Raw genomic sequence first — 19,692 nt, 5'->3', positions numbered from 1 at the left:
GGGTAAGATTACCCGGCACAATGAATAGACTGGAGATCTGATGGAAAAAAAGAACATTTCCGACCCCCGCATTTCCGACACCCGGGTGAATCAGGAAAGTAGTGTAAAGGATGGTCGGACCGACAATGGATCGGCTGATCAGCAATTCTTCACCTTTGCCGGACCTGGAGAGGAGATGACCCTTGAGGTTGGCTCTTGTCTGGGTCCCATCACCATTGCCTATGAAACCTGGGGGCATCTGAACGCGGACAAGAGCAATGCCGTTCTGGTCTGCCATGCCCTGAGCGGAGACGCCCACGCGGCAGCCACCCAGGGCGGGCAGAAATCCAGACCCGGGTGGTGGGATTTCATGGTGGGCCCGGGCAAGGCCATTGACACGGATCGCTATTTTGTCGTGTGTTCAAATGTGCTGGGCAGCTGTGCCGGCACCACCGGCCCTTCGTCCCTGAACCCTGCAACCCATAGGCCCTATGGCAGCGATTTTCCCATGATCACCATCACGGATATGGTCCGGGCCCAGGGGCGGCTCATGGATCATCTTGGCATTGACAGGCTTTTGAGCGTTGTGGGGGGGTCTGTGGGGGGGATGCAGGTCCTTGAATGGTGCGCCCGGTATCCGGACCGCATGGTGTCGGCCATTGCCCTTGCCACCACCACCCGCCATTCAGCCCAGGCCATTGCCTTTAACGAGGTGGCCCGCCAGGCCATCATGGCCGATGCCAACTGGAACCTGGGCAACTACTATTCAAGCGATACACCGGACATGGGGCTTGCCGTTGCACGGATGATCGGCCACATTACCTATCTTTCCGATGAGGCCATGGGCACGAAGTTCGGCAGAAGGCTCCAGAACCCGGCCACCCTTTCCCTTGAGTTGGGCAATGATTTCCAGGTGGAGAGCTACCTGCGTCACCAGGGCAGAAAGTTTGTTGAACGGTTTGACGCCAATTCCTTTCTCTACATCACCAAGGCCGCCGATTATTTTGATCTTGCCAGGGAGTATGGTTCAGGATCGCTTGAGCAGGCTGTTTCAAGGTTTAAGGCCCGATTCCTGGTGGTGTCGTTCACCTCTGACTGGCTCTATCCCACCTACCAGTCCAGGGAACTTTTAAAGGCCATGAAGCAAAACCGCATTGATGCAAGTTTTTGTGAAATCAAGGCCAAGTGGGGACATGACGCCTTTCTTTTGCCTGGCACAGGTCTTGACCGGCTGGTTGCAGGTTTTCTTGGGGGGGTATGCCATGGCAGATGATGGACCACGGATGCGGTTTGACCTTAAACTGATTTCCTCATGGATCAAGCCCGGATCAACGGTTCTCGGGCTCGGATGCGGTAATGGGGATCTTATGGTCCACCTTAAAGAGGAAAAGCAGGTAAAGGCTTCGGGTATTGAGATCAAGGAGTCAAGGGTGGCCGCATGCATTGACCAGGGGTTGTCGGTCATCCAGGGAGACATCAACGAGGAGGTCAGGGATTATCCGGACAACGCCTTTGACTATGCCGTCCTTTCCCAGACCCTGCAGCAGGTGTATGCCCCTGACGACCTCATTCGTTCCATGCTCAGGATTGCCCGGAAGGGGATAGTCAGTTTTCCCAATTTCAGCCACTGGCGGGTGCGCATGCAGCTTCTGGGTACGGGTCATGTGCCCAAGACAGGTGAACTGCCCTATGAATGGTACAACACCCCGAATATAAGGGTCTTGAGTCTTAAGGATTTTCAAGGTTTTGCCCGGAAGGTGGGGTTTGAGATCCTGAAAGAGGCGGCCGTAAGAACCTGTGAAAACGGGACCCGGGGAAGGCTTGTAAATTTTATGCCCAATCTTTTTGCCACCTATGGTATCTTTATGATCGGTCAGAAAACACAGAAACAGGAAAAATAGACAGCGATAAGGAAAATATATGAACGCCAGGATAACACTCAAGGATGCCTTTAAAACCCATACCCTGGACCAGGACAAGATCATCTCCCCGGAAGAGACGGTAAAACGCTTCAGGGAGCGAACCCGGCTTTTAGATCTCAAAATTTTGAAAAAAACTGAGCGGATCGATAATGGCAGGCTCGATATTCCCGTATTTTTCAGTGAGTGCGGCACGGATGCAAAGGATGTAATCGGAACAAACAAGCAGATGGGCAAGGGGGCAGACCCGGCCCAGTCTGAGGCCAGCGCTGTTATGGAGCTTGCCGAACGATACAGCTTTTTCAGTTTTAAGAACGACCCTGAAAATTTTATTGTTGACACCTATACGAAGGTTAAAGCCGGGGCTATCCCCTTTGAAACCATTCTCCAGAGCGTCCATGACCGGGGCGGGGATGAGGGGGCAAAGGAGAAGCTGTTTGAAGATCTCCCACTCCAGTGGACAAAGGGGTTTAACATGACCCGGGACAAAGAGGTGCTGATTCCCTTCAACTGGTTCTACATGATCAACGAGTTTAACGGTCCCGCAGCCGGTAACTGTGTTGAAGAGGCCATCTGTCAGGGCTTGTCTGAGCTTGTCGAACGTCACACCTCTTCCCTTGTGAGCCACAAACAGCTTTCGGTTCCAGCCATTGACCCGGACTCTGCCACGGATCCTGCAGTCAGGGAGATGGTGGAAAAATACCGCCGGGCCGGGATTCAATTTTATATCTCGGATTTCACCCTGGACATGGGCATTCCCACGGTGGGGGTGCTGGCCTATGATCCAACCACCTTTCCTGGGGCAAGCGAAATTGTCTGGACCGCAGGAACTGCCCCGAATCCGGAAAAGGCCCTGAGCCGGGCCTTGACCGAGACGGCCCAGCTTTCCGGCGATTTTAACACCTGCTCCAATTATGTGGCAAGCGGGTTGCCAAAGTTTACTACCATTGAACAGGCGGCCTATATCATTGGTCAGCAGCCCCTGACGCCCATTTCACTGCTGCCCAACCTTAGTGACAACAACATTCGCATTGAGGTGGAACGCTATGTTGCGGCCCTTGAAAAAAGGGGAATGGACGCGCTTTTGATCAACACCACACACCCGGGGCTCCAGATCCCTGCCTTTTATACGATTCTTCCGGGCGCCCATTTCCGGGAACGGGCTGCCGAGGCAAGTCTGGGCATGTTTGCTGCCCGCTTGATTACCGAGAGTTTTGATCCCAAGGAGGCTGTGGCACGCCTTGACCACATGGAAACACTCCTACCCAGCCGTTATTATACCCGGTTTTACCAGGGGCTCACACATCTTTCCCTGGGGGACCCCCAAACGGCTGAAATCTATCTCCAGGCGGCCCTTGACCTTGACCCTGCAACCGGGAATATTCCGGACATCTGTTCCTACCTCGGGGTAAGCCTCAAGGAGATGGAGATGTACGATCGGGCCCTGGAGGTCCTTGAAAGGGGTGAGGCCATTGATCCCGATCGCACCGATATTCACAACCTCAAGGGGTTCTGTCATTTTAAGATGAAAAATCATGAACAGGCCGTCGCCTGTTTCAAGCGGGTCATTGAGATCGATCCCTCGTCGGGCATAGACTATGCCAATGTGGCTGCCAATTTAAGGGAGCTTGGCCAGAGGGGCGACGCCATCCATTATTATGAACAGGCCCTCAGGATTGACCCTTCCCTTGATTTTGCAAGGGATGATCTGGATCGATTAAAGGGGATTTAATGCCCGAAGATATACGTAAAACAGGTGACGTTGTGGTGGGCAAGCGCCTGGAACTGGAACTTGATAATGTAATCCCATCTACACCAACGAGGTCAGAGCCTTACTGAATATATCAGTGGGAATTGTTTTAAGCGATTAACCGGGGGGCATGAATATGAATTACAGGGACCAATTTTTTTTGAAACTCCTTGTCCTTTGTTTTATTGGGCTTGGACTGTCTTCAGCCCGGATATTTGCCATGGAACATGTTGGAATGGTGAAAAATATATCCGGTGATGTTCAAATTCAAAGGGGAGGTGTTTTGATCCCGGCCCACCCGGGAGTGAAACTCATGAATGCGGATATTTTGATCACCCGAGCAAAAGGGGCGGCAGGTGTTGTGTTCATAGATGGAAGCACCCTTGCCATTGGGCCGGATACGCAATTTAATATCAAGGGTTACCAGTTTGAACCGGATATCAAGGCCTATGATTTTTCAATGTACCTCACGCAGGGATCAGCCCTTTACACCTCAGGAAAAATTGGAAAGCTCTCACCAGATTCTGTGAAAATTTCTACACCAAGGGCCACTGTGGGTGTCAGGGGCACACGATTTATTGTAAAAGTTCAATAGCAGGAGTTTGATATGGTTCGATATTCGGTTCTTTTTTTCTGTTTGTTCTTTGTGTGTGCCTGCGGCTCAAAAACTACGGTTATTCTTCTGCCCCAGGCGGATGGCAAAACAGGTTCGGTTGTTGTAAAATCCCGGTCTGACTCAATTGTTCTTGATAAACCCTATACGTACACAATGGTCAGCAACGACCGGCTTGATACGTCTGAAAATTCCATTGCAAAAGAAAGGGTGGCCAGTGAATATCAAAATCTTCTGGCATCGGAACCTGTCGCACCTGTATCGTTTATTTTTTATTTTAATACGGGTGATACCAGTCTTACAAAGGAGTCCCTGGACCTTATTCCTGAGGTGTTGAACAGTGTAAAAGAGCGTGCACCCTCAGAAATAAGCATTATCGGTCATACAGACACAAAGGGGGCGTCAGTCTACAATAATAAATTATCCCTGGAGCGGGCAAACAAAGTTGCAAAAATTATAACCCACATTGATGCAAATCTGAAAAATATTTATATCCAGTTCCATGGGGAAAATGATCCCCTTGTTATAACGGGTGACAATGTTTCTGAAAAAAGAAATCGGCGTGTTGAAATAATGGTTCGTTAATAATTAACGATTGAGTGGCCTTTGAAAATTGCTTTCCAAAGAGAGAATAGTTCAAAAAAAGCGAGTCTGCTTGTTGCAGGCCTTGTGATCTTTTTGTCTGCTATCTTTGCCTTTGGGCTGTATCTTAAAAATCCCTTTTTTACGGGCATGGAGTTTTTCTTTTACGATCAGTTTATGAAGTCCTCTGCTTCCAAGGGGACGTCAGGCCCGATTACCATAATTGATATTGACGAAAAAACCCTCTCTGCAGTAGGTCAGTGGCCCTGGCCTCGATATCGGTTGGCCCAGCTGGTTGGCACTCTTGCTGAAATGAAGCCCAAGGCGATTGCGCTTGATATTATTCTGCCAGAACCGGACCGGACATCCTTGATTAATATTCAGAAACAATTTGAACGGGATTTTAAGTTAAACCTTGGGTTCACAGGTGTTCCCTCTTCTTTAAGAGACAATGACGGATATGTGTCCCATGTTTTTAAACAAGCCAAAGCGGTGGGTGCAAGATACTTTTATTTTGATCATTTTAACCAAAAAAAGAGTCACCCCCATAACCCTTTTCAAATAACAGATACCACCGGCCTTTTGGACCTGCACCGGGCAACGGGAGTGATGTGCAATACCCCTGAGGTTGAGAAAGGACTTGAATTTACGGGGTTTATAAACAATCAGCATGATGGGGACGGCCTTCTCAGGCAGACCCCTTTGTTGATTGAGTTCCAGGGGACTATTTTTGCCAACCTTGCCCTTTCAGCCCTTATGAAGGCCCAGGGAATACAAGGGGCACAGGTTTTTAGAAATGTATATGGATTCTACCTGAAGGTCGGTAACTACAAAATACCCGTCACACAAAAGGGGGGAATTCTCCTGCGATTTGAAGGCCCTTCAGGAAAATACGAATTTGTTTCTGCCGTGGATATTTTAAATCACAATGTCCAGCCAGCTGATTTTAAGGGAAAAATTGTTTTTATTGGTTCTTCAGCAGTCGGGTTAAATGACGTTCACCACACCCTTTTTGATTCACAGTTCCCAGGAGTTGAGGCACACACCGTTATTGTTGATAATATCTATAACAATGAACATATCATACGGCCCCTCTGGTCTGATCAAGTTATTTTTGCCGTCACGGTTTTAACGGGCCTGATCATGATCTTTCTGTTTCTCACCCTTCCTGCGCCGGCACCATTTTTTGTCGCCTCCCTTGCATGGATCTGTCTGATTCTTTTCTTAAGTTATTTCTTTTACCTTAAACTATCGATCTTTGTTTCCCCAGGGAGCCCTGTTCTGTTGGCTGTGGTTCTGTTTGTTTGTCTGGCCTATGCCCGGTTTGCCCTTGCCAGGCGAGCCTCTTTTTTGTGGTATGAAAGACTGGCAGGTTCACAGCAATTAACCATGGAAGCCATGGTCAACATTGTAGAAACCCGTGATCCTGAGACGGGTCAGCATGTCCAGCGAACCCAGTATTACGCAAGAGCCCTGGCCCAGGCGCTTAAAAAAAAGGGGCAATATTCAAACATTTTAACGGATCCTTTTATTAAGGATCTTTTTTTGTCAGCACCCTTGCACGACATTGGAAAGGTGGGGGTTCCGGACAGCATTCTGTTGAAACCCGGGAAATTGACGGATGAAGAATTTGCCATCATGAAAACCCATTCAATCCATGGAGAAAGAACTCTCCAAAAGGTGGCAAAAAAAATCCAAGGGGATAATTACCTTGTGATGGGTGCTGAGATTGCAGGTTCCCACCATGAACGATGGGATGGAAATGGCTACCCCAGGGGACTCTCCCTGGAAGAGATTCCCCTGTCTGGCAGAATAATGGCCATATCAGATGTGTATGATGCGCTGATCAGCAGGCGGTGTTATAAACCGCCCTTTTCCCATGAAAAATCCATGGCCATTATCGTTGAGGGCAAAGGCTCTTTCTTTGATCCTGTGGTTGTGGATGCCTTTGTCACAATTGAACATGAAATAAAAGCCATCGCTGCAAGGTATACAGATTCCCTGGAACTATAGTCCCTCAAAGGCCCGTTCTCCGTGGATGGAATTGTCCAACCCTGTGATTTCTTCATCCCGGGTTACCCTGAGGCCTGAGGTAAGATATTTTACCATGAATATAACGGCAAGTGTGGCAACCGCACTGTAGGCGGCTGTGCCAAGAACAGAGATCAACTGGATCATAAACTGCCCGGGATTGCCGAAAAAGAGCCCGGCTGCACCCGGAGTGATTGAAGGGTCGGCAAAGAGGCCGGTTGCCAGCGCGCCCCAGATTCCGCATACCCCGTGAACCCCAAAGGCGTCAAGGGAATCATCATAGCCTAATTTTTTCTTGAGAAGTCCCACGCTGAAATACCCAAGGGCACCTCCCACAGCTCCCATGATCAACGAACAGGGCAGGTTGACAAAACCGGCCCCAGGCGTAATGGCAACCAGGCCTGCCACAACCCCTGAAGCAATGCCGAGCAGGGTGGGGCGCTGGCTGTGATACCACTCCACGGCCATCCAGGCAAGGCCGCCAGCTGCAGCCGAGGTATTGGTGACAAGAAAGGCAGATCCGGCAATGCCGTCTGCTGCAAGTTGACTGCCCGCATTGAATCCGAACCAGCCAAACCACAGAAGGGCAGCACCCAGGGAGGTGAGGGCAATACTTGAAGGAAACATGGCTTCGCGCCCGTAACCCTCCCGTTTTCCAACCACAAGGCAGAGTACAAGACCTGCAACACCGGCATTGATGTGGACCACGTTACCCCCTGCAAAATCAAGGGCTCCCATGGCGTGCATCCATCCGCCGCCCCAGGCCCAGTGGGCAACCGGCGCATATACAAAGGTGATCCAGACAACGGTAAAGAGAATCCAGGATGAAAATTTCATCCGGTCCACTACGGCACCCAATACCAGGGCTGCTGTAATGCAGGCAAAGGTCATTTGAAAAACGACAAACACGAGGGTTGGAATGGTTCCCGTGAGGCTTGTATGGTCTATCCCCATGAGAAAAAGATATTCCAGGGTCCCGAAAATGCCACCCACATCACTGCCAAAGGCAATGGTGTAACCCCATATAACCCATACCACGCTTGCCAGACAGTAGGCCGTAAAGGTCATGGCAACGGTGTTTAAAAAATTTTTTGATCTGGACATACCCCCGTAAAAAAGAGCCAGTCCCGCCGGTGTCATCACCATAACAAGGGCCGTTGCCACAATGACCCATGCCGTATCGCCCGAATTCAGAGTCGCGTCTCCGGCAAAGGCCATTGTTGACGATGCCGTCACCATGGCCCCGGTCATGAATAAATTTTTCAGTTTCATTTCCCCTCCCTCAAAAAATTATAAGTTAGCAAACGTGTTTTAATTTCGTAAACCTATCAATAAAATGCAAAGAGGATGCCATGGGAATCTGGAATAAGTTATCCAACTGAAAGCATTCGTCTTTTTGTTTTTTGAACCGGGCAGCAGGTGTTGACTAATAACAGATTTGTAATAATAAAAACAACATAATTACGTTTTTGCACGATCAAATGAGGGGGGTAAAATAGTGCTTGCAAACATCATGGTTCAGGCGTATATTCCTCCGCTATCATGAATCAGACCGTGAGGATTTCGTGAGGATTTCGTGAGGTTTTTGATTGTCCCTATTAACACATATCAACGTATGAGGCATGCTCAAAATGGAATCTCTATCAAGCAGAGTTTTCAAATTAACCTTTATCTTATGTATCGCATTTTCAGGAATGATGATTGGTCTTAGGGGCGCCACGCCATGGACAAGAATTTCCTGGCCCCAGGCATTTACGATTCATCCTGCCATGTGTTTCGGGTCATTGCTTTTGACCCTTGTTGTTGTAGAACTTGTCTGGCGGATTGTTCTGGCTGTTCGATACCGGCCGATATCCGACTGCGAAACATCCCAGTTACCCCATTGCACGGTCATAGTTCCTGCGTTCAACGAAGGCGTTCAAGTTTACAAAACCCTGAAAAGTCTTGTCGCGAGTGACTATCCAAAGAAAAAACTACAGCTCATTGCCGTTGATGACGGCAGCCAGGATGACACCTGGGACTGGATTAAAAAGGCCAAACAGGAGTTGGGCAAGGGCCTGAAAATCATCCGGCTGCAGCAGAATCAGGGGAAACGCCATGCCCTTTATTCGGGCTTCGTGAAAAGTACGGGCAGTATTCTCATTACCGTGGACAGTGATTCCATGGTTGAACCGCTGACCATCAGACATATGGTGGCCCCTTTTGTAAAGGATGCCAGGGTCGGTGCCGTTGCCGGAAATGTCCGGGTGCTTAACCGGGAAAAAGGAATGATTCCCAGGATGCTGGATGTGGCTTTTGTCTACGGTTTTGATTTTATGAGGGCAAGCCAGAGCATGGTCAATACGGTGATGTGTACCCCGGGTGCCCTTTCCGCCTACCGAAAAAGCGTTGTCATACAGGTGCTGCCCGAATGGCTGCATCAGACATACTGCGGTCGTCCAGCCAATATCGGCGAAGACAGGGCCATGACCAATCTCATTCTCCGGGAGGGGAATCACGTCCTTTTCCAGCAGAATGCCATGGTTTACACGGAAATTCCTGTCACCTACACCAAGCTTTGCAAGATGTACCTGCGCTGGGGCAGGAGCAATGTGAGAGAGACCATTGCCATGAGCCGGTTTGCCTTTAGAAAATTCCGTAAAGGCTCCATGGTTGGCGCACGGATTAACCTGCTTTCCGGATGGCTCTCCCTGATCAAAACGCCCTTGTTCGTGATTACCCTTGTCAAGATCATGCCACAAAATTTCTCCTCCTTTGGGATCTCCATTGTGGCAGGAATCCTTGTCTTTCAGAGTCTTGCCGCCGGAATCTATGCCTGGAAATACAATCGCACCAGTGCCCTATGGGCCTATACATACGGGTTTTACGGGTTTCTGGCGCTTTCCTGGATTAAGCCCTATGCCCTGATGACCTCCCATCGATCCGGCTGGCTTACCCGTGATATTGCTCCAAAACAGGCCCAGTCTCTGTCGTTGATGGGCGAACAGCCCCGCTTGATAACGGACGCCCTGCACCCAGCCCACATCATCTGATTTGTGGTGTAATTTTCGGCAGCAATACCATTCCGGTATTGCTGCCGCTGCAAATGCTGCCTTGACAAGATGTAAGCCGTTGTCCTAAATACAGTCTGATCGTACTGTTTTTTTATGGATCAAATTTGAGCTTTTTACATTTTGGAAAGGAGAAATTATGCTGAAAAAGTTATTGGGTCTTTTGACCATGATTTTTATCATGATGGGGGCTTTCCCATGTACTGGACCATGGGCCGGAACCCTGGAGGATGTCAGGGCCAAGGATGTTTTAACCTGCGGTATCAGCGAAGGTATTCCCGGATTTTCAATTCCCGATTCCACGGGGAAATGGGTGGGCTTTGATGTGGACATGGCAAGGGCTGTTGCAGCCGCTGTCCTGTCGGATCCCCAAAAGATTAAGTTTGTTCCCCTGGCGTCCAAGCAGAAGATCATTGCCGTCTCTTCTGGTCAGGTGGATCTGACCTCCAGGACCACCACCTGGACCTTGAAACGGGATGGAAAACAAGGGGTTGATTTTACAAAAATTGTTTTTTACGACGGTCAGGGATTCATGGTCAAAAAGGCTTTGGGCGTTGACTCTGCAACCAAGATTGACGGCGCAACGGTATGCGTCACGGCCGGCACCACATCGGAATTGAATCTGGCCGATTTTGCCAGGGCCAACGGCCTTAAAATTGAGGCCCTTGTTTTTGATGGCAAAAAAGAAGCCCTCAATGCCTATGCCACGGGCCGGTGCGATTGTTTTACCACGGATGTAAGCCAGTTGGCCTCTTTAAGAACCACCCTGCCCAATCCCAATGATCATGAAATCATGCCTGAAGTCATTTCCAAGGAGCCCCTGGCACCCCTGGTTCGCCATGGGGACAACCAGTGGAAAGACATTGTCACCTGGGTTCTCAACGGACTGGTTGCTGCTGAAGAGTATGGCATCACATCGGCCAATGTCCTTGAAATGAAAGAAAAATCTGAAAATCCCGTTGTCCAGCGCATGCTGGGTAAGTCCGGTGATACGGGCAGCTATATCGGCCTTGACAAGGACTGGATGGTACGGGTAATACAGGCTGTTGGCAACTATGGCGAGATTTATGACCGCCACTTTGGACCTGCCACCGCATTGAATATTCCCAGGGGAGTGAATCGGCTGTGGACCAAAGGCGGACTTCAGTACGCCCTGCCCATCCGGTAATTTGAAACCATTGGCGTTTTTTCGTTCAAAGACAAGTGTCACAACGGTGGTGCTCCAGGCGGCAGTTCTGGGCATTATCTTCTATGCTGCCCATGGACTTCTGGTCAATACTCAGGCAAATCTTGAAGCCCGGAATATTGCGTCGGGCTTTGGGTTCCTGTCCCTTGAATCGGGCATGCCCATCAGCAACTCCCTGTTGCCTTACACACCTGCGGATTCCTATGGGTATGCCTTTCTCATGGGAATCCTCAACACCCTTTATGTGGCTTTTATGGGAATCGTCCTGGCCACCATTATGGGCATTTTAATTGGTGTTGCACGGGTGTCCAGCAACTGGCTCATCTCAAAACTGGCAGAGATATATGTGGAGGTTTTGAGAAACATTCCCCTGCTTTTGATCTTGTTTTTCACCTATTCCATTGCCCTTGCTGCGTTGCCCTCTCCCCAAAAAAGCTTGATTCCTTTTTCCGGTTTTTTCTTGAATAACCGGGGCATCTACCTTCCAAGACCCATGCCAGAGCCAGGGTTCTGGTTTGTGGGCATGGCTTTTCTGGCTGGAATCCTGGTTGCTGTTTTAATCAATCGATATGGGGCAAAGCGCCACAGGGAGACGGGCCGGATCATCCCCTCGTTTTTTCTGGGGATGATTGCCGTTGTTACACTTCCCACCATTGCATGGTTCCTGGCCAGCACCCCATTATCCTGGGAGTTTGCCGTTTTAAGGGGGTTTAATTTCAAGGGGGGGCTTGTGATTCGTCCTGAATTCTCAGCCCTGATGACAGGTCTTGTCCTGTACACGGCCGCCTTTATCGGTGAAAATGTCCGAAGCGGCATCCAGTCGGTGAACATTGGGCAGATCAATTCATCCAAGGCCCTGGGGTTGCCACCGGGCCTGACCATGAGAAAAGTCATTCTGCCCCAGGCCCTGCGGGTAATTATCCCCGCCACTACCAATGATTACACAAGCCTGGTTAAAAACTCTTCCCTGGCCGTTGCCATCGGGTACCCGGACATGGTCTCCATCGGGGGCACCATTATCGGTCAGAACGATCAGGCCATTGAAGTGATTGCCATCTGGATGGGGGTTTACATGACCATCAATCTGATCGTCTCCATGATCATGAACTGGCTGAATGGTAAAGTTCAGCTCATTGGAAGATAACCATGACAGCCCTGCTCGATAAACATGAACTCGATAGACCTGAGCCGGATGTCCACGACGGGCTGCTCGTGTTCAAACCCAGCCCGGCCCTTCCGGCTCCTTTGGAGTCTGTGGGCGTCATTGGCTGGCTCAAACAGAACCTTTTCAGCAGTCCGCTCAACGCCATGCTCACCCTTGCAGCCCTTGCCCTCCTGTGGAAAATTTTTCCACCCCTGATTTCCTGGGCAATCCTTGATGCTAACTTTAGCCTGTCAGCACTGCCCCAAGGTGCAGATCCGGGTACCATTGAACGAACAGGTGCTTGCTGGACATTTATTTTTGTCAAATTCCGGGTGCTCATGACCGGTCTTTACCCTGAACAGCTGTTGTGGCGACCGGTTATGGCCTTTGTCATTTTTGCTGCGGTGTGCGCCGTGACGGCCCTCCGGTTGCTGGGGGTAAGGATGATAATGGGAATGTGGTTGTTTTTGCCCCTGCCCCTCTATTTCCTGATCAATGGGGGAATGGGGTTAACGGTGGTGGACCAGTCCCTGTGGGGTGGCCTCATGCTGAGTACAGGGCTTGCCGCCATCGGGATCATCATGTCTATTCCATTGGGTATCCTGCTGGCCCTGGGCAGGCGGTCGGAATGGGTGGTGATCAGATCCCTGTCCATTGGCATGATCGAATCCATACGGGGGGTTCCTCTGATTACGATTTTATTCATGGCCTCGGTCATGCTGCCTATTTTTCTTCCCAGGGAGATGAATATCAACAACCTTCTGAGGGTGCAGATCGGTATCATACTGTTTTCTGCAGCCTATATTGCCGAGGTGGTCAGGGGGGGGCTTCAGGCCATTCCCCAAGGCCAGATTGAGGCGGCAACCTCCCTGGGGCTGCCAGGCTGGGTGGTCACGGCCTTTGTGGTGCTGCCCCAGGCCCTTCGTCATGTGGTTCCCTCTCTTATTGGCCGTTGTGTGGCCCTGTTCAAGGATACCTCCCTTGTGATTATTGTGGGGCTGCTTGATTTTCTTGGAATGATCAAAGCCTCTGCCCAGGACCCTGACTGGTTGGGCTATGATGCCGAAGCCTATGTGTTTTGCGCCCTGGTTTACTGGATCATCTGTTTTTCCATGAGCCGGTATGGTCGATCCATTGAGCATCGAAACAAATGGTAGTTCCAGGAGATATGCCATGAAGCCTGAATCCATGATTGAAATTATCAACTTAAATAAATGGTTTGGCAATTTCCATGTGCTTAAAAACATAAACATGCGTGTGGACAAGGGCGAGATTATTGTGATCTGCGGCCCTTCAGGATCGGGAAAATCAACCCTTATCCGCTGTATCAACAGAATTGAATACCATCAAAAGGGTAAAATTGTTGTTGCCGGCACCCCATTGACAAACCGGATGAAGAATATTTCCATGGTGCGCAGGGAGGTTGGGATGGTGTTTCAGGACTTTGATCTTTTTCCCCACCTGACCATTCTGGAAAATCTCATCCTGGCCCCCACCTGGATTTTAAAACTACCCAGGAAAACGGCCATGGCAACGGCCATGGCATTACTTGAACGGGTGAGAATCTCAGACCAGGCCCAGAAAATGCCGGGTCAGCTTTCCGGGGGCCAGCAGCAGCGGGCAGCCATTGCAAGGGCCCTGTGCATGAACCCCAAGGTCATGCTCTTTGACGAACCCACATCGGCCCTGGACCCGGAAATGGTAAAAGAGGTGCTGGATGTGATTCAGGATCTTGCCCAGGATGGCATGACCATGATCTGTGTGACCCATGAAATGGGGTTTGCACGGCAGGTGGCCAACCGAATCATATTCATGGACGAGGGTGAAATCGTGGAGGAAAATGATCCGGATAATTTTTTTTCCCACCCCAGGTGGGACCGCACCCAGAAATTTTTAAGCCAGATTCTTTGATCTGATAAGGACGCCTGCTGAATGTCTCCCCTTGTCATGTTGACTGTCTTGATTGCAGCCCTGCTCCACGCCTCATGGAATTTTCTAATCAAACAGGAACAGGACAAGCATATCAGCATGACCGCAGTGGTCCTGGGCCATGTGCCTTTCGGCCTTGCAGCCTTTATCTTCTCCCCGTTGCCCCAAATTGAATCCCTGCCCTACGTGGTCATTGGCGCTTTGTTGCATACGGGGTATCAGCTGTTTCTGCTCTATTCCTATCGTATTGGTGATCTAAGCCAGGTGTATCCCCTGGCACGGGGCGTAGCCCCTCTGGTTGTAACGGGTGTCTCAGTTGCATTCCTTGGCGTAACCCTGGGCCGGATGGCGATGGTTTCCATCGTGATCATCTGCACCGGAATCATGAGCCTGGTCCTGGTCCGGCGAAGCAATGGTTTAAGAAATCATCGGGCGGCAATACTGTCAATTGTAACCGGTGGGTTTATTGCGGCCTATTCCCTGATGGACGGTATGGGGGCCCGGGTTGCTGAAACCTCTTTGGGGTTTTACGGGAGTCTCTCCCTTTTGAATACCTTGTTTTTCACCTCGGTCATGCACCTTATCCGACCGGGTGTTGTCAAGGACGTTTTTTGTAATCATCACAGGTTGGCTGTGGCTGGTGGTGGTGCCTCGTTCTCGGCGTATGCCCTGGTCATCTGGGCCTTTACCATTGCGCCCATACCAATGGTGACGGCTTTGAGAGAGACAAGCATTGTCTTTGCACTTTTACTGGGTGTGATTGTACTCAAGGAGCGGCTTGATTTAGTCAAAGTCGTGGCGACCCTGGCTACGATTGTCGGTGCCGGTCTGATGCGCTTTAATTTTTGATCAGGCGGGAACTTTTTCTCCTGATGTGCCGGTCCAAACTAAACGGGATACTCAATTTTGGGGGCATCATATCCTTTTTTCCATACTGTGGCAAACCATTCCAGAAGATTGAAGCGCTATATTTACCTTGCAAGCCCATAAAGCAAACGATATAAATCGGGATCGTACTATACACGAATCATAACTGTCCTTCCTTGAGCCATGGGAATGGGCTGGAGAAAGATTAAAAATGAGTGAACAACGTCTGGTGGACATTGAAATTAAAATTGCATTTCAGGAAAAAAGTATTAAAGACCTGAATGATGTGATTTACGAACAACAGCGGGAAATAGACAGGCTCAGGGGAATCTGTGACCTTTTGGTGAGTCGGGTGAAAGACCTCTCGGATTTCATCCCGGGAAGCGATGCGCCGGCAAATGAAAAGCCGCCCCACTATTAATACTTAAGGCCAAGGTTCGCCTGGAAAACGCTTTTGTGGGGCGGGTGAAAATCATTCACGCCAGATTCTGCACTGCTGGAGCTTCGGGCTGACATGGTGAAAACTATTTGCGAATAATGAACAAGTTCCCCCGGCATGGAGGCGGCAAAACCATGGATTCCCAAAAAGCCAAAGAGATCATCAAGCAGACCCAGGCCTATGCCAGGACGATTCTCAACTCCCTGTCGGCCCATATCGCCATCATTGATGAAAACGGCAGGATCCTCGAGACCAACCAGGCCTGGAACGAATTTGCCCGGTCAAACCAGATCAAGCTCCGGCCGAGTTCCCCGGACATCAACTACCTGGACATCTGCGAAAGTGCCCGGGGGAATTCGGCAAAAAATGCAGCTGTGGTGGCCCGGGGCATCCGGCAGGTGATCAACGGCGAGATCCACGAATTTTCCATTGATTATCCCTGTCATTTGATAAGATGCAAATACTCTAACGCTTTTTATCTGCCCTGTTTTTATAAAAAAGGCCTCAATAACATTTATAATCAGCTACTTGCATAGCATTGGCCCTAATCGTGTTTTCGCAAAATACTCTAACGCTTCAAATAAACATCATTTTTTACAGTAGGTTAATGCTATTTTATAGCAGTGTTGCACGGAATGTGTATTTCAAAAATCAGTCAATGAAGTTTGAGAAGTTGTAAACAAAAATAGACCATTCGCTAAAAAAGCGTAATGGTCTATCCTGATTTAATTATCTTGTCCGAGGTATCTAATCTGGACGATCTAAAGTTTTAGAACAGCAAAATCAGTCCTTTCTGGCCTCACATTATTTCTTGGTGAAATTTTTCCATGTGCCTTATGTTCGTTATTGAGGAGGAAGATCAGAGAGAAATTCCAAGGCAAGATTGATGTCAACAAAGGTGTATTTCAACTCCTTTGCTCTGTCCCTGCAGTCTGTACAAATTTCTCTGAATTTTCTCATATCGCCTTTGGTCGTCATATAAATCTGTTCAATGGCCTCCTGTTCAATATCCTTGTACTCGACAATGAAATCTTCTACCACAATCGGGTATAGAATAAGCGTTTTCAAGCGGCTGAGGATGTCTGGATGCTCGCGGGTTAAAAAGGTCCTCACCTTTGGTAATCCTGCAAATACAATGGGAACACCGGCATCGATAACCCTTTTGAGGTAGGGCCAGACCCGGGGATCAAGATCGTTTGCCTCGTCGATTAAAATAAAGCAGTTGGACAGACTGCATATCATTTCCAAATATTGAGGGGTTCGCCGGTAGGTGGCGATTGTGTCGTAATTTAGCTTCTTTAAAATCGATGCCAGGGTTTCATGTATGTTGAACAGTGACTCCACCCAGACGGCATGAAGTTTTTTCGGTTGCAGCAATTTCAAGAAACGGGTTTTACCCACGCCATAATCACCCTCGATCAAGACGCTCTGCCTACGATAGATTCGGTTATATGTGGCCCCCAGATAAGAAATGCGGCGTTTGTCATTTATAAAATCTTCTTTTCGTTTCATGTCATATTTCTCCAGAAAACGCATACGGTGCCACATGGATTCTTCGATAATGGCTTTCACAATCGAGAATAAAAGCATTGAACAGCACTGCCCCTTTTATATTCGTGGGTTGCTGCATCTTTTTTATATAGGTGGTGTATCTTTTCTGGTTATGCTGAAGGATTTGCTTTGCCATGGGCATGGAAAGACCTTTTTCATAATTTTTGATCAGGAGGGGTCGATCGACGACCATGCTGTTGTGCTCCAAAAAGTCGATGATCTGGTCCAGTTCATTTTTTTCCGGCAATATGGTCAATACTTTTAACGGCTTTTCAAAGGGCTTCCGGGCAAGGGCTTCTCCCCAAAAAATACCATCCTCCCTGGGCTCAAAAAGGAAAAGCTTGTCATTGTATCTGGATATCTGAACGGGTGTACTTTTATGGGAGCTGAACTTGTCTGCACCCATGGTCACATAGTAATCCTGATTTTCAAATCTGATGGTCTTCTGCTTTGATACCGTGGCTTTTGTTTTCCTAAATCCATATTTCATGTGCTCCTTAACCTGATCAGGACAAAAGGTCAGTGTGCTGGTAAATGTTTCAAAAAAGTCTGTAAGCTTTTTATCCGGCACCCAGGCATTGACTTTTCCTTTTTCAGAGAAATAGTGGCGTGTGCAGTTGTGTTCATGGCGATATTCCTCCATAAGTGAGCTTGTTTTTAACTCATCCAAATTTATGTCAAGGAGGGTAACGGTGATTTTTTCTTGTTTTCCTTTTTTGAAGATATACCCGGGCTCTGTCTTTACGATCCTTTTTTCAAACGCTTTGATGATTCGGATTTCAAAATTATGAAGGCTGCGGTGGGATGATTCCAGGTGGGCCTTATCCTTGGGAGCATGTATCCTTGAGAAATCAGGTTCCATATAAAACCCGTTCGGGGTGGAATGTTTCAAATTCAAGTCGTTGATGGGGCGCTTAAGATTCAAAAAACCCTTGGCATTATCGGGCCGGATACGAATCTTCTTTTGGGGAAATGGCCTGGCCAGTAAAAATTTGGTGAACAGGTTCACGGAGTTCCAACTGCTTTCGGAAAAATACGCATCCAGGATAAACATATAACGAGAGCCCGTATCATAAAATTCTATGACTTGGGGCTTTTGCCAATGACCCTTGTCGTTTCTGATCTTAAAATATCTAAAAACACAGCCATCCATCTGAATCAGGTCAAACACCGGCTCTGGTTTAAAACTGTTTTGGACCGGGACATCGTCCTCGAAATCTGGTTTGTTTAAATATGATTTGAGGTTTTCACGGTAGACACAGTGCCTGAGGGCATGGATGGAGATTTTTTTTTTGAACTCTTTTTCAAGCCAGTGGTGATAATTTTTAATGGTTCTTGCCTTATGGGTAATAAAGATGAACTGTTGGCTTGATGGATCACACGACTCTTTTACCATTTCTATAAAACGTCTGCGGACCTGTTCGGAGAAAGAGCGGGGACGTCCACTGCATTTGCGGCCTTCCATGACTTTCTTTTCCACAAGTAGGAGTGGCCCCGGAATAATGCCGGTTTTTTGATATTGATCTTTGTAATATTTTTTACTTGCTCGTTTGGCTGAGCCTTTTTTGTTCATGATCTTTTTATGGAGCAGAAGATTGAAACGGTCATCAAGCGTCAGATTAGGTATGACCTTCAGGTTATCCGTGTCCATTGTCGTTCTCCTTTGACAAGATTCTTTCCCGAATGACCCGGTTCCACAGCAGCCCAGCCTGGCGTGATGTCTTTTGCCAGTGATCCTGTTGGGCCAGTTGAACCTGGTCAAGCATTACCTGAACAGCATCCATATAGGCTTTGCTGACCTGATCGGTTAAATCCACAGGTTCGTCTTTACTGCCGGTGTCGTTTTTTTTTGCGGAATCAATGAACTGTTTGATGTTTGGTGCGGTTATCTCCATGGCGGTTTTTAAAAACGCCTTCCATATTTTACGCTGTTCGATGGGACCCAATGGGGCCAGGGGGCGCACCTGGGATTCATTGCTGGGGAGAATGTCTCCAATTGGAGACAAATTGCTGATAACCTTATAGGATTCTATCAGGCGATAGGCTTGGGCTCTGCCCATATCCCAGCGTACTCTGGCATAAGTTTCAAAGCTACTGAAAAGATTGAGTTTATACAGCCGGGTATCTTTTATCTCTTTCAGAGCTTTGCCTATTTCATGGAAACGACCCTGATTACGGGCAATAAGATTCTCCAGACGGGTCAACCGATCCTGTTCCATTATCCTAATCCTCCCGGCATGGTCTGGCCGATGCCTCCGACAAGATTTTGCAACCCCTGTCTGGCATCTTTGTTCTGATCCGGAACTTTGCCCATCAGGCGTTTTAAGAACAGAACGCTCTCTTTAAAACCGATTCTTTGAACTGTCATCACAAGATCAATGGTGTTGAAGTTTCTTTCACATCGAAAGCACCGGGCCAGGTTGGTGGCTGGGTTTATGGCTGTCTGGAATTCATTACAGATCGGGCATAGAAAACGGAAAAAGCCTTCACTGATTTTTGACGGCATTTCCAGTTGCTCCCTTATCAACATCTCCACAGGGATAAAATTTCTTAATTCAAACAACTCTTGGGATGAAAATTTTTTTGGCATGAGTCCTCACATTTGTCGGGGTTATCAAGGCACTTTGCCTTAAGCTCAAGGCAAGGTGTAAA

General features: G+C 48.6%; 19 protein-coding genes. 14 read left to right on the top strand and 5 right to left on the bottom strand.

What is annotated here, in order from left to right; all coding sequences use genetic code 11:
* Window positions 1–40 precede the first annotated feature (40 nt).
* The 6 genes from metX (at window position 41) to HRM2_RS22965 (ending at window position 6,856) form a co-directional block, all read left to right on the top strand.
* A complete protein-coding gene (metX, locus tag HRM2_RS22990; RefSeq protein ID WP_015906419.1) occupies window positions 41–1,252 on the top strand; it encodes a homoserine O-acetyltransferase MetX in 1,212 nt (403 codons plus the stop codon).
* On the top strand, window positions 1,242–1,880 hold the full coding sequence (gene metW / locus HRM2_RS22985) for a methionine biosynthesis protein MetW (protein ID WP_015906418.1): 639 nt from the start codon (window positions 1,242–1,244) through the stop codon (window positions 1,878–1,880). The genes metX and metW overlap by 11 nt, the downstream gene beginning before the upstream one ends.
* Before the next feature lie 19 nt (window positions 1,881–1,899).
* Window positions 1,900–3,630, top strand: coding sequence for a YcaO-like family protein (locus tag HRM2_RS22980; protein WP_015906417.1), 1,731 nt, complete (start codon window positions 1,900–1,902; stop codon window positions 3,628–3,630).
* A gap of 154 nt (window positions 3,631–3,784) precedes the next feature.
* Complete coding sequence (locus HRM2_RS22975; protein WP_015906416.1) at window positions 3,785–4,243, top strand: FecR family protein; 459 nt, start codon at window positions 3,785–3,787, stop codon at window positions 4,241–4,243.
* Window positions 4,244–4,255: 12 nt separating this feature from the next.
* Window positions 4,256–4,846 (top strand): OmpA family protein, encoded by a 591-nt coding sequence (locus HRM2_RS22970; protein ID WP_015906415.1) that lies wholly within the window; start codon window positions 4,256–4,258, stop codon window positions 4,844–4,846.
* 21 nt (window positions 4,847–4,867) lie between these two features.
* Window positions 4,868–6,856 (top strand): CHASE2 domain-containing protein, encoded by a 1,989-nt coding sequence (locus HRM2_RS22965; protein WP_015906414.1) that lies wholly within the window; start codon window positions 4,868–4,870, stop codon window positions 6,854–6,856.
* Here the strand turns inward: HRM2_RS22965 and HRM2_RS22960 are convergent.
* Window positions 6,851–8,146 (bottom strand): ammonium transporter, encoded by a 1,296-nt coding sequence (locus tag HRM2_RS22960; RefSeq protein WP_015906413.1) that lies wholly within the window; start codon window positions 8,144–8,146, stop codon window positions 6,851–6,853. The two genes, HRM2_RS22965 and HRM2_RS22960, sit on opposite strands and share 6 nt — an antisense overlap.
* A 422-nt stretch (window positions 8,147–8,568) precedes the next feature.
* Between HRM2_RS22960 and HRM2_RS22955 the strand changes: the two genes are divergently transcribed.
* From HRM2_RS22955 to HRM2_RS22920, 8 genes are all read left to right on the top strand, one after another.
* Complete coding sequence (locus HRM2_RS22955; protein WP_232364131.1) at window positions 8,569–9,906, top strand: glycosyltransferase family 2 protein; 1,338 nt, start codon at window positions 8,569–8,571, stop codon at window positions 9,904–9,906.
* A 157-nt stretch (window positions 9,907–10,063) separates the two neighbouring features.
* Window positions 10,064–11,092, top strand: coding sequence for an amino acid ABC transporter substrate-binding protein (locus HRM2_RS22950; RefSeq protein WP_202944671.1), 1,029 nt, complete (start codon window positions 10,064–10,066; stop codon window positions 11,090–11,092).
* 10 nt (window positions 11,093–11,102) lie between these two features.
* Entirely contained in the window at window positions 11,103–12,254 is a 1,152-nt protein-coding gene (locus HRM2_RS22945) for an amino acid ABC transporter permease (protein WP_148214697.1), read from the top strand.
* A 2-nt stretch (window positions 12,255–12,256) separates the two neighbouring features.
* A complete protein-coding gene (locus HRM2_RS22940) occupies window positions 12,257–13,411 on the top strand; it encodes an amino acid ABC transporter permease (RefSeq protein ID WP_015906409.1) in 1,155 nt (384 codons plus the stop codon).
* Window positions 13,412–13,427: 16 nt separating this feature from the next.
* Window positions 13,428–14,165, top strand: coding sequence for an amino acid ABC transporter ATP-binding protein (locus HRM2_RS22935; protein WP_015906408.1), 738 nt, complete (start codon window positions 13,428–13,430; stop codon window positions 14,163–14,165).
* 21 nt (window positions 14,166–14,186) lie between these two features.
* Entirely contained in the window at window positions 14,187–15,032 is an 846-nt protein-coding gene (locus HRM2_RS22930; protein WP_015906407.1) for a DMT family transporter, read from the top strand.
* A gap of 229 nt (window positions 15,033–15,261) precedes the next feature.
* Window positions 15,262–15,471, top strand: a complete 210-nt coding sequence (locus HRM2_RS22925) for a SlyX family protein (RefSeq protein ID WP_015906406.1) — start codon at window positions 15,262–15,264, stop codon at window positions 15,469–15,471.
* A gap of 152 nt (window positions 15,472–15,623) precedes the next feature.
* A complete protein-coding gene (locus HRM2_RS22920; protein ID WP_015906405.1) occupies window positions 15,624–16,025 on the top strand; it encodes a sensor signal transduction histidinekinase (PAS/PAC domain-containing protein) in 402 nt (133 codons plus the stop codon).
* Between the two features lie 307 nt (window positions 16,026–16,332).
* Here HRM2_RS22920 and HRM2_RS22915 read toward each other — a convergent pair whose 3' ends face one another.
* From HRM2_RS22915 to HRM2_RS22900, 4 genes are read right to left on the bottom strand one after another with little or no spacing between them, the layout of a single operon-like run.
* Entirely contained in the window at window positions 16,333–17,001 is a 669-nt protein-coding gene (locus HRM2_RS22915) for an ATP-binding protein (protein ID WP_041273016.1), read from the bottom strand.
* Window position 17,002: 1 nt separating this feature from the next.
* Window positions 17,003–18,691: an integrase gene (locus HRM2_RS22910; RefSeq protein ID WP_015906404.1), complete on the bottom strand. Its 1,689-nt coding sequence runs from the start codon at window positions 18,689–18,691 to the stop codon at window positions 17,003–17,005.
* The gene (locus HRM2_RS22905) at window positions 18,678–19,259 is read right to left on the bottom strand and encodes a hypothetical protein (protein ID WP_015904472.1); all 582 of its coding nucleotides are present in this window, start codon (window positions 19,257–19,259) and stop codon (window positions 18,678–18,680) included. The genes HRM2_RS22910 and HRM2_RS22905 overlap by 14 nt, the downstream gene beginning before the upstream one ends.
* Window positions 19,259–19,630, bottom strand: a complete 372-nt coding sequence (locus HRM2_RS22900) for a CHC2 zinc finger domain-containing protein (RefSeq protein WP_015904473.1) — start codon at window positions 19,628–19,630, stop codon at window positions 19,259–19,261. Before HRM2_RS22900 ends, HRM2_RS22905 begins: the two co-directional genes overlap by 1 nt.
* Between the last annotated feature and the right edge of the window lie 62 nt (window positions 19,631–19,692).

The organism is Desulforapulum autotrophicum HRM2 (assembly GCF_000020365.1).
In the GTDB taxonomy this organism is placed as follows: domain Bacteria; phylum Desulfobacterota; class Desulfobacteria; order Desulfobacterales; family Desulfobacteraceae; genus Desulforapulum; species Desulforapulum autotrophicum.
The sequence above is the reverse complement of the archived record's forward strand: the minus strand, read 5'-3'. Positions and strand labels throughout refer to the sequence as shown.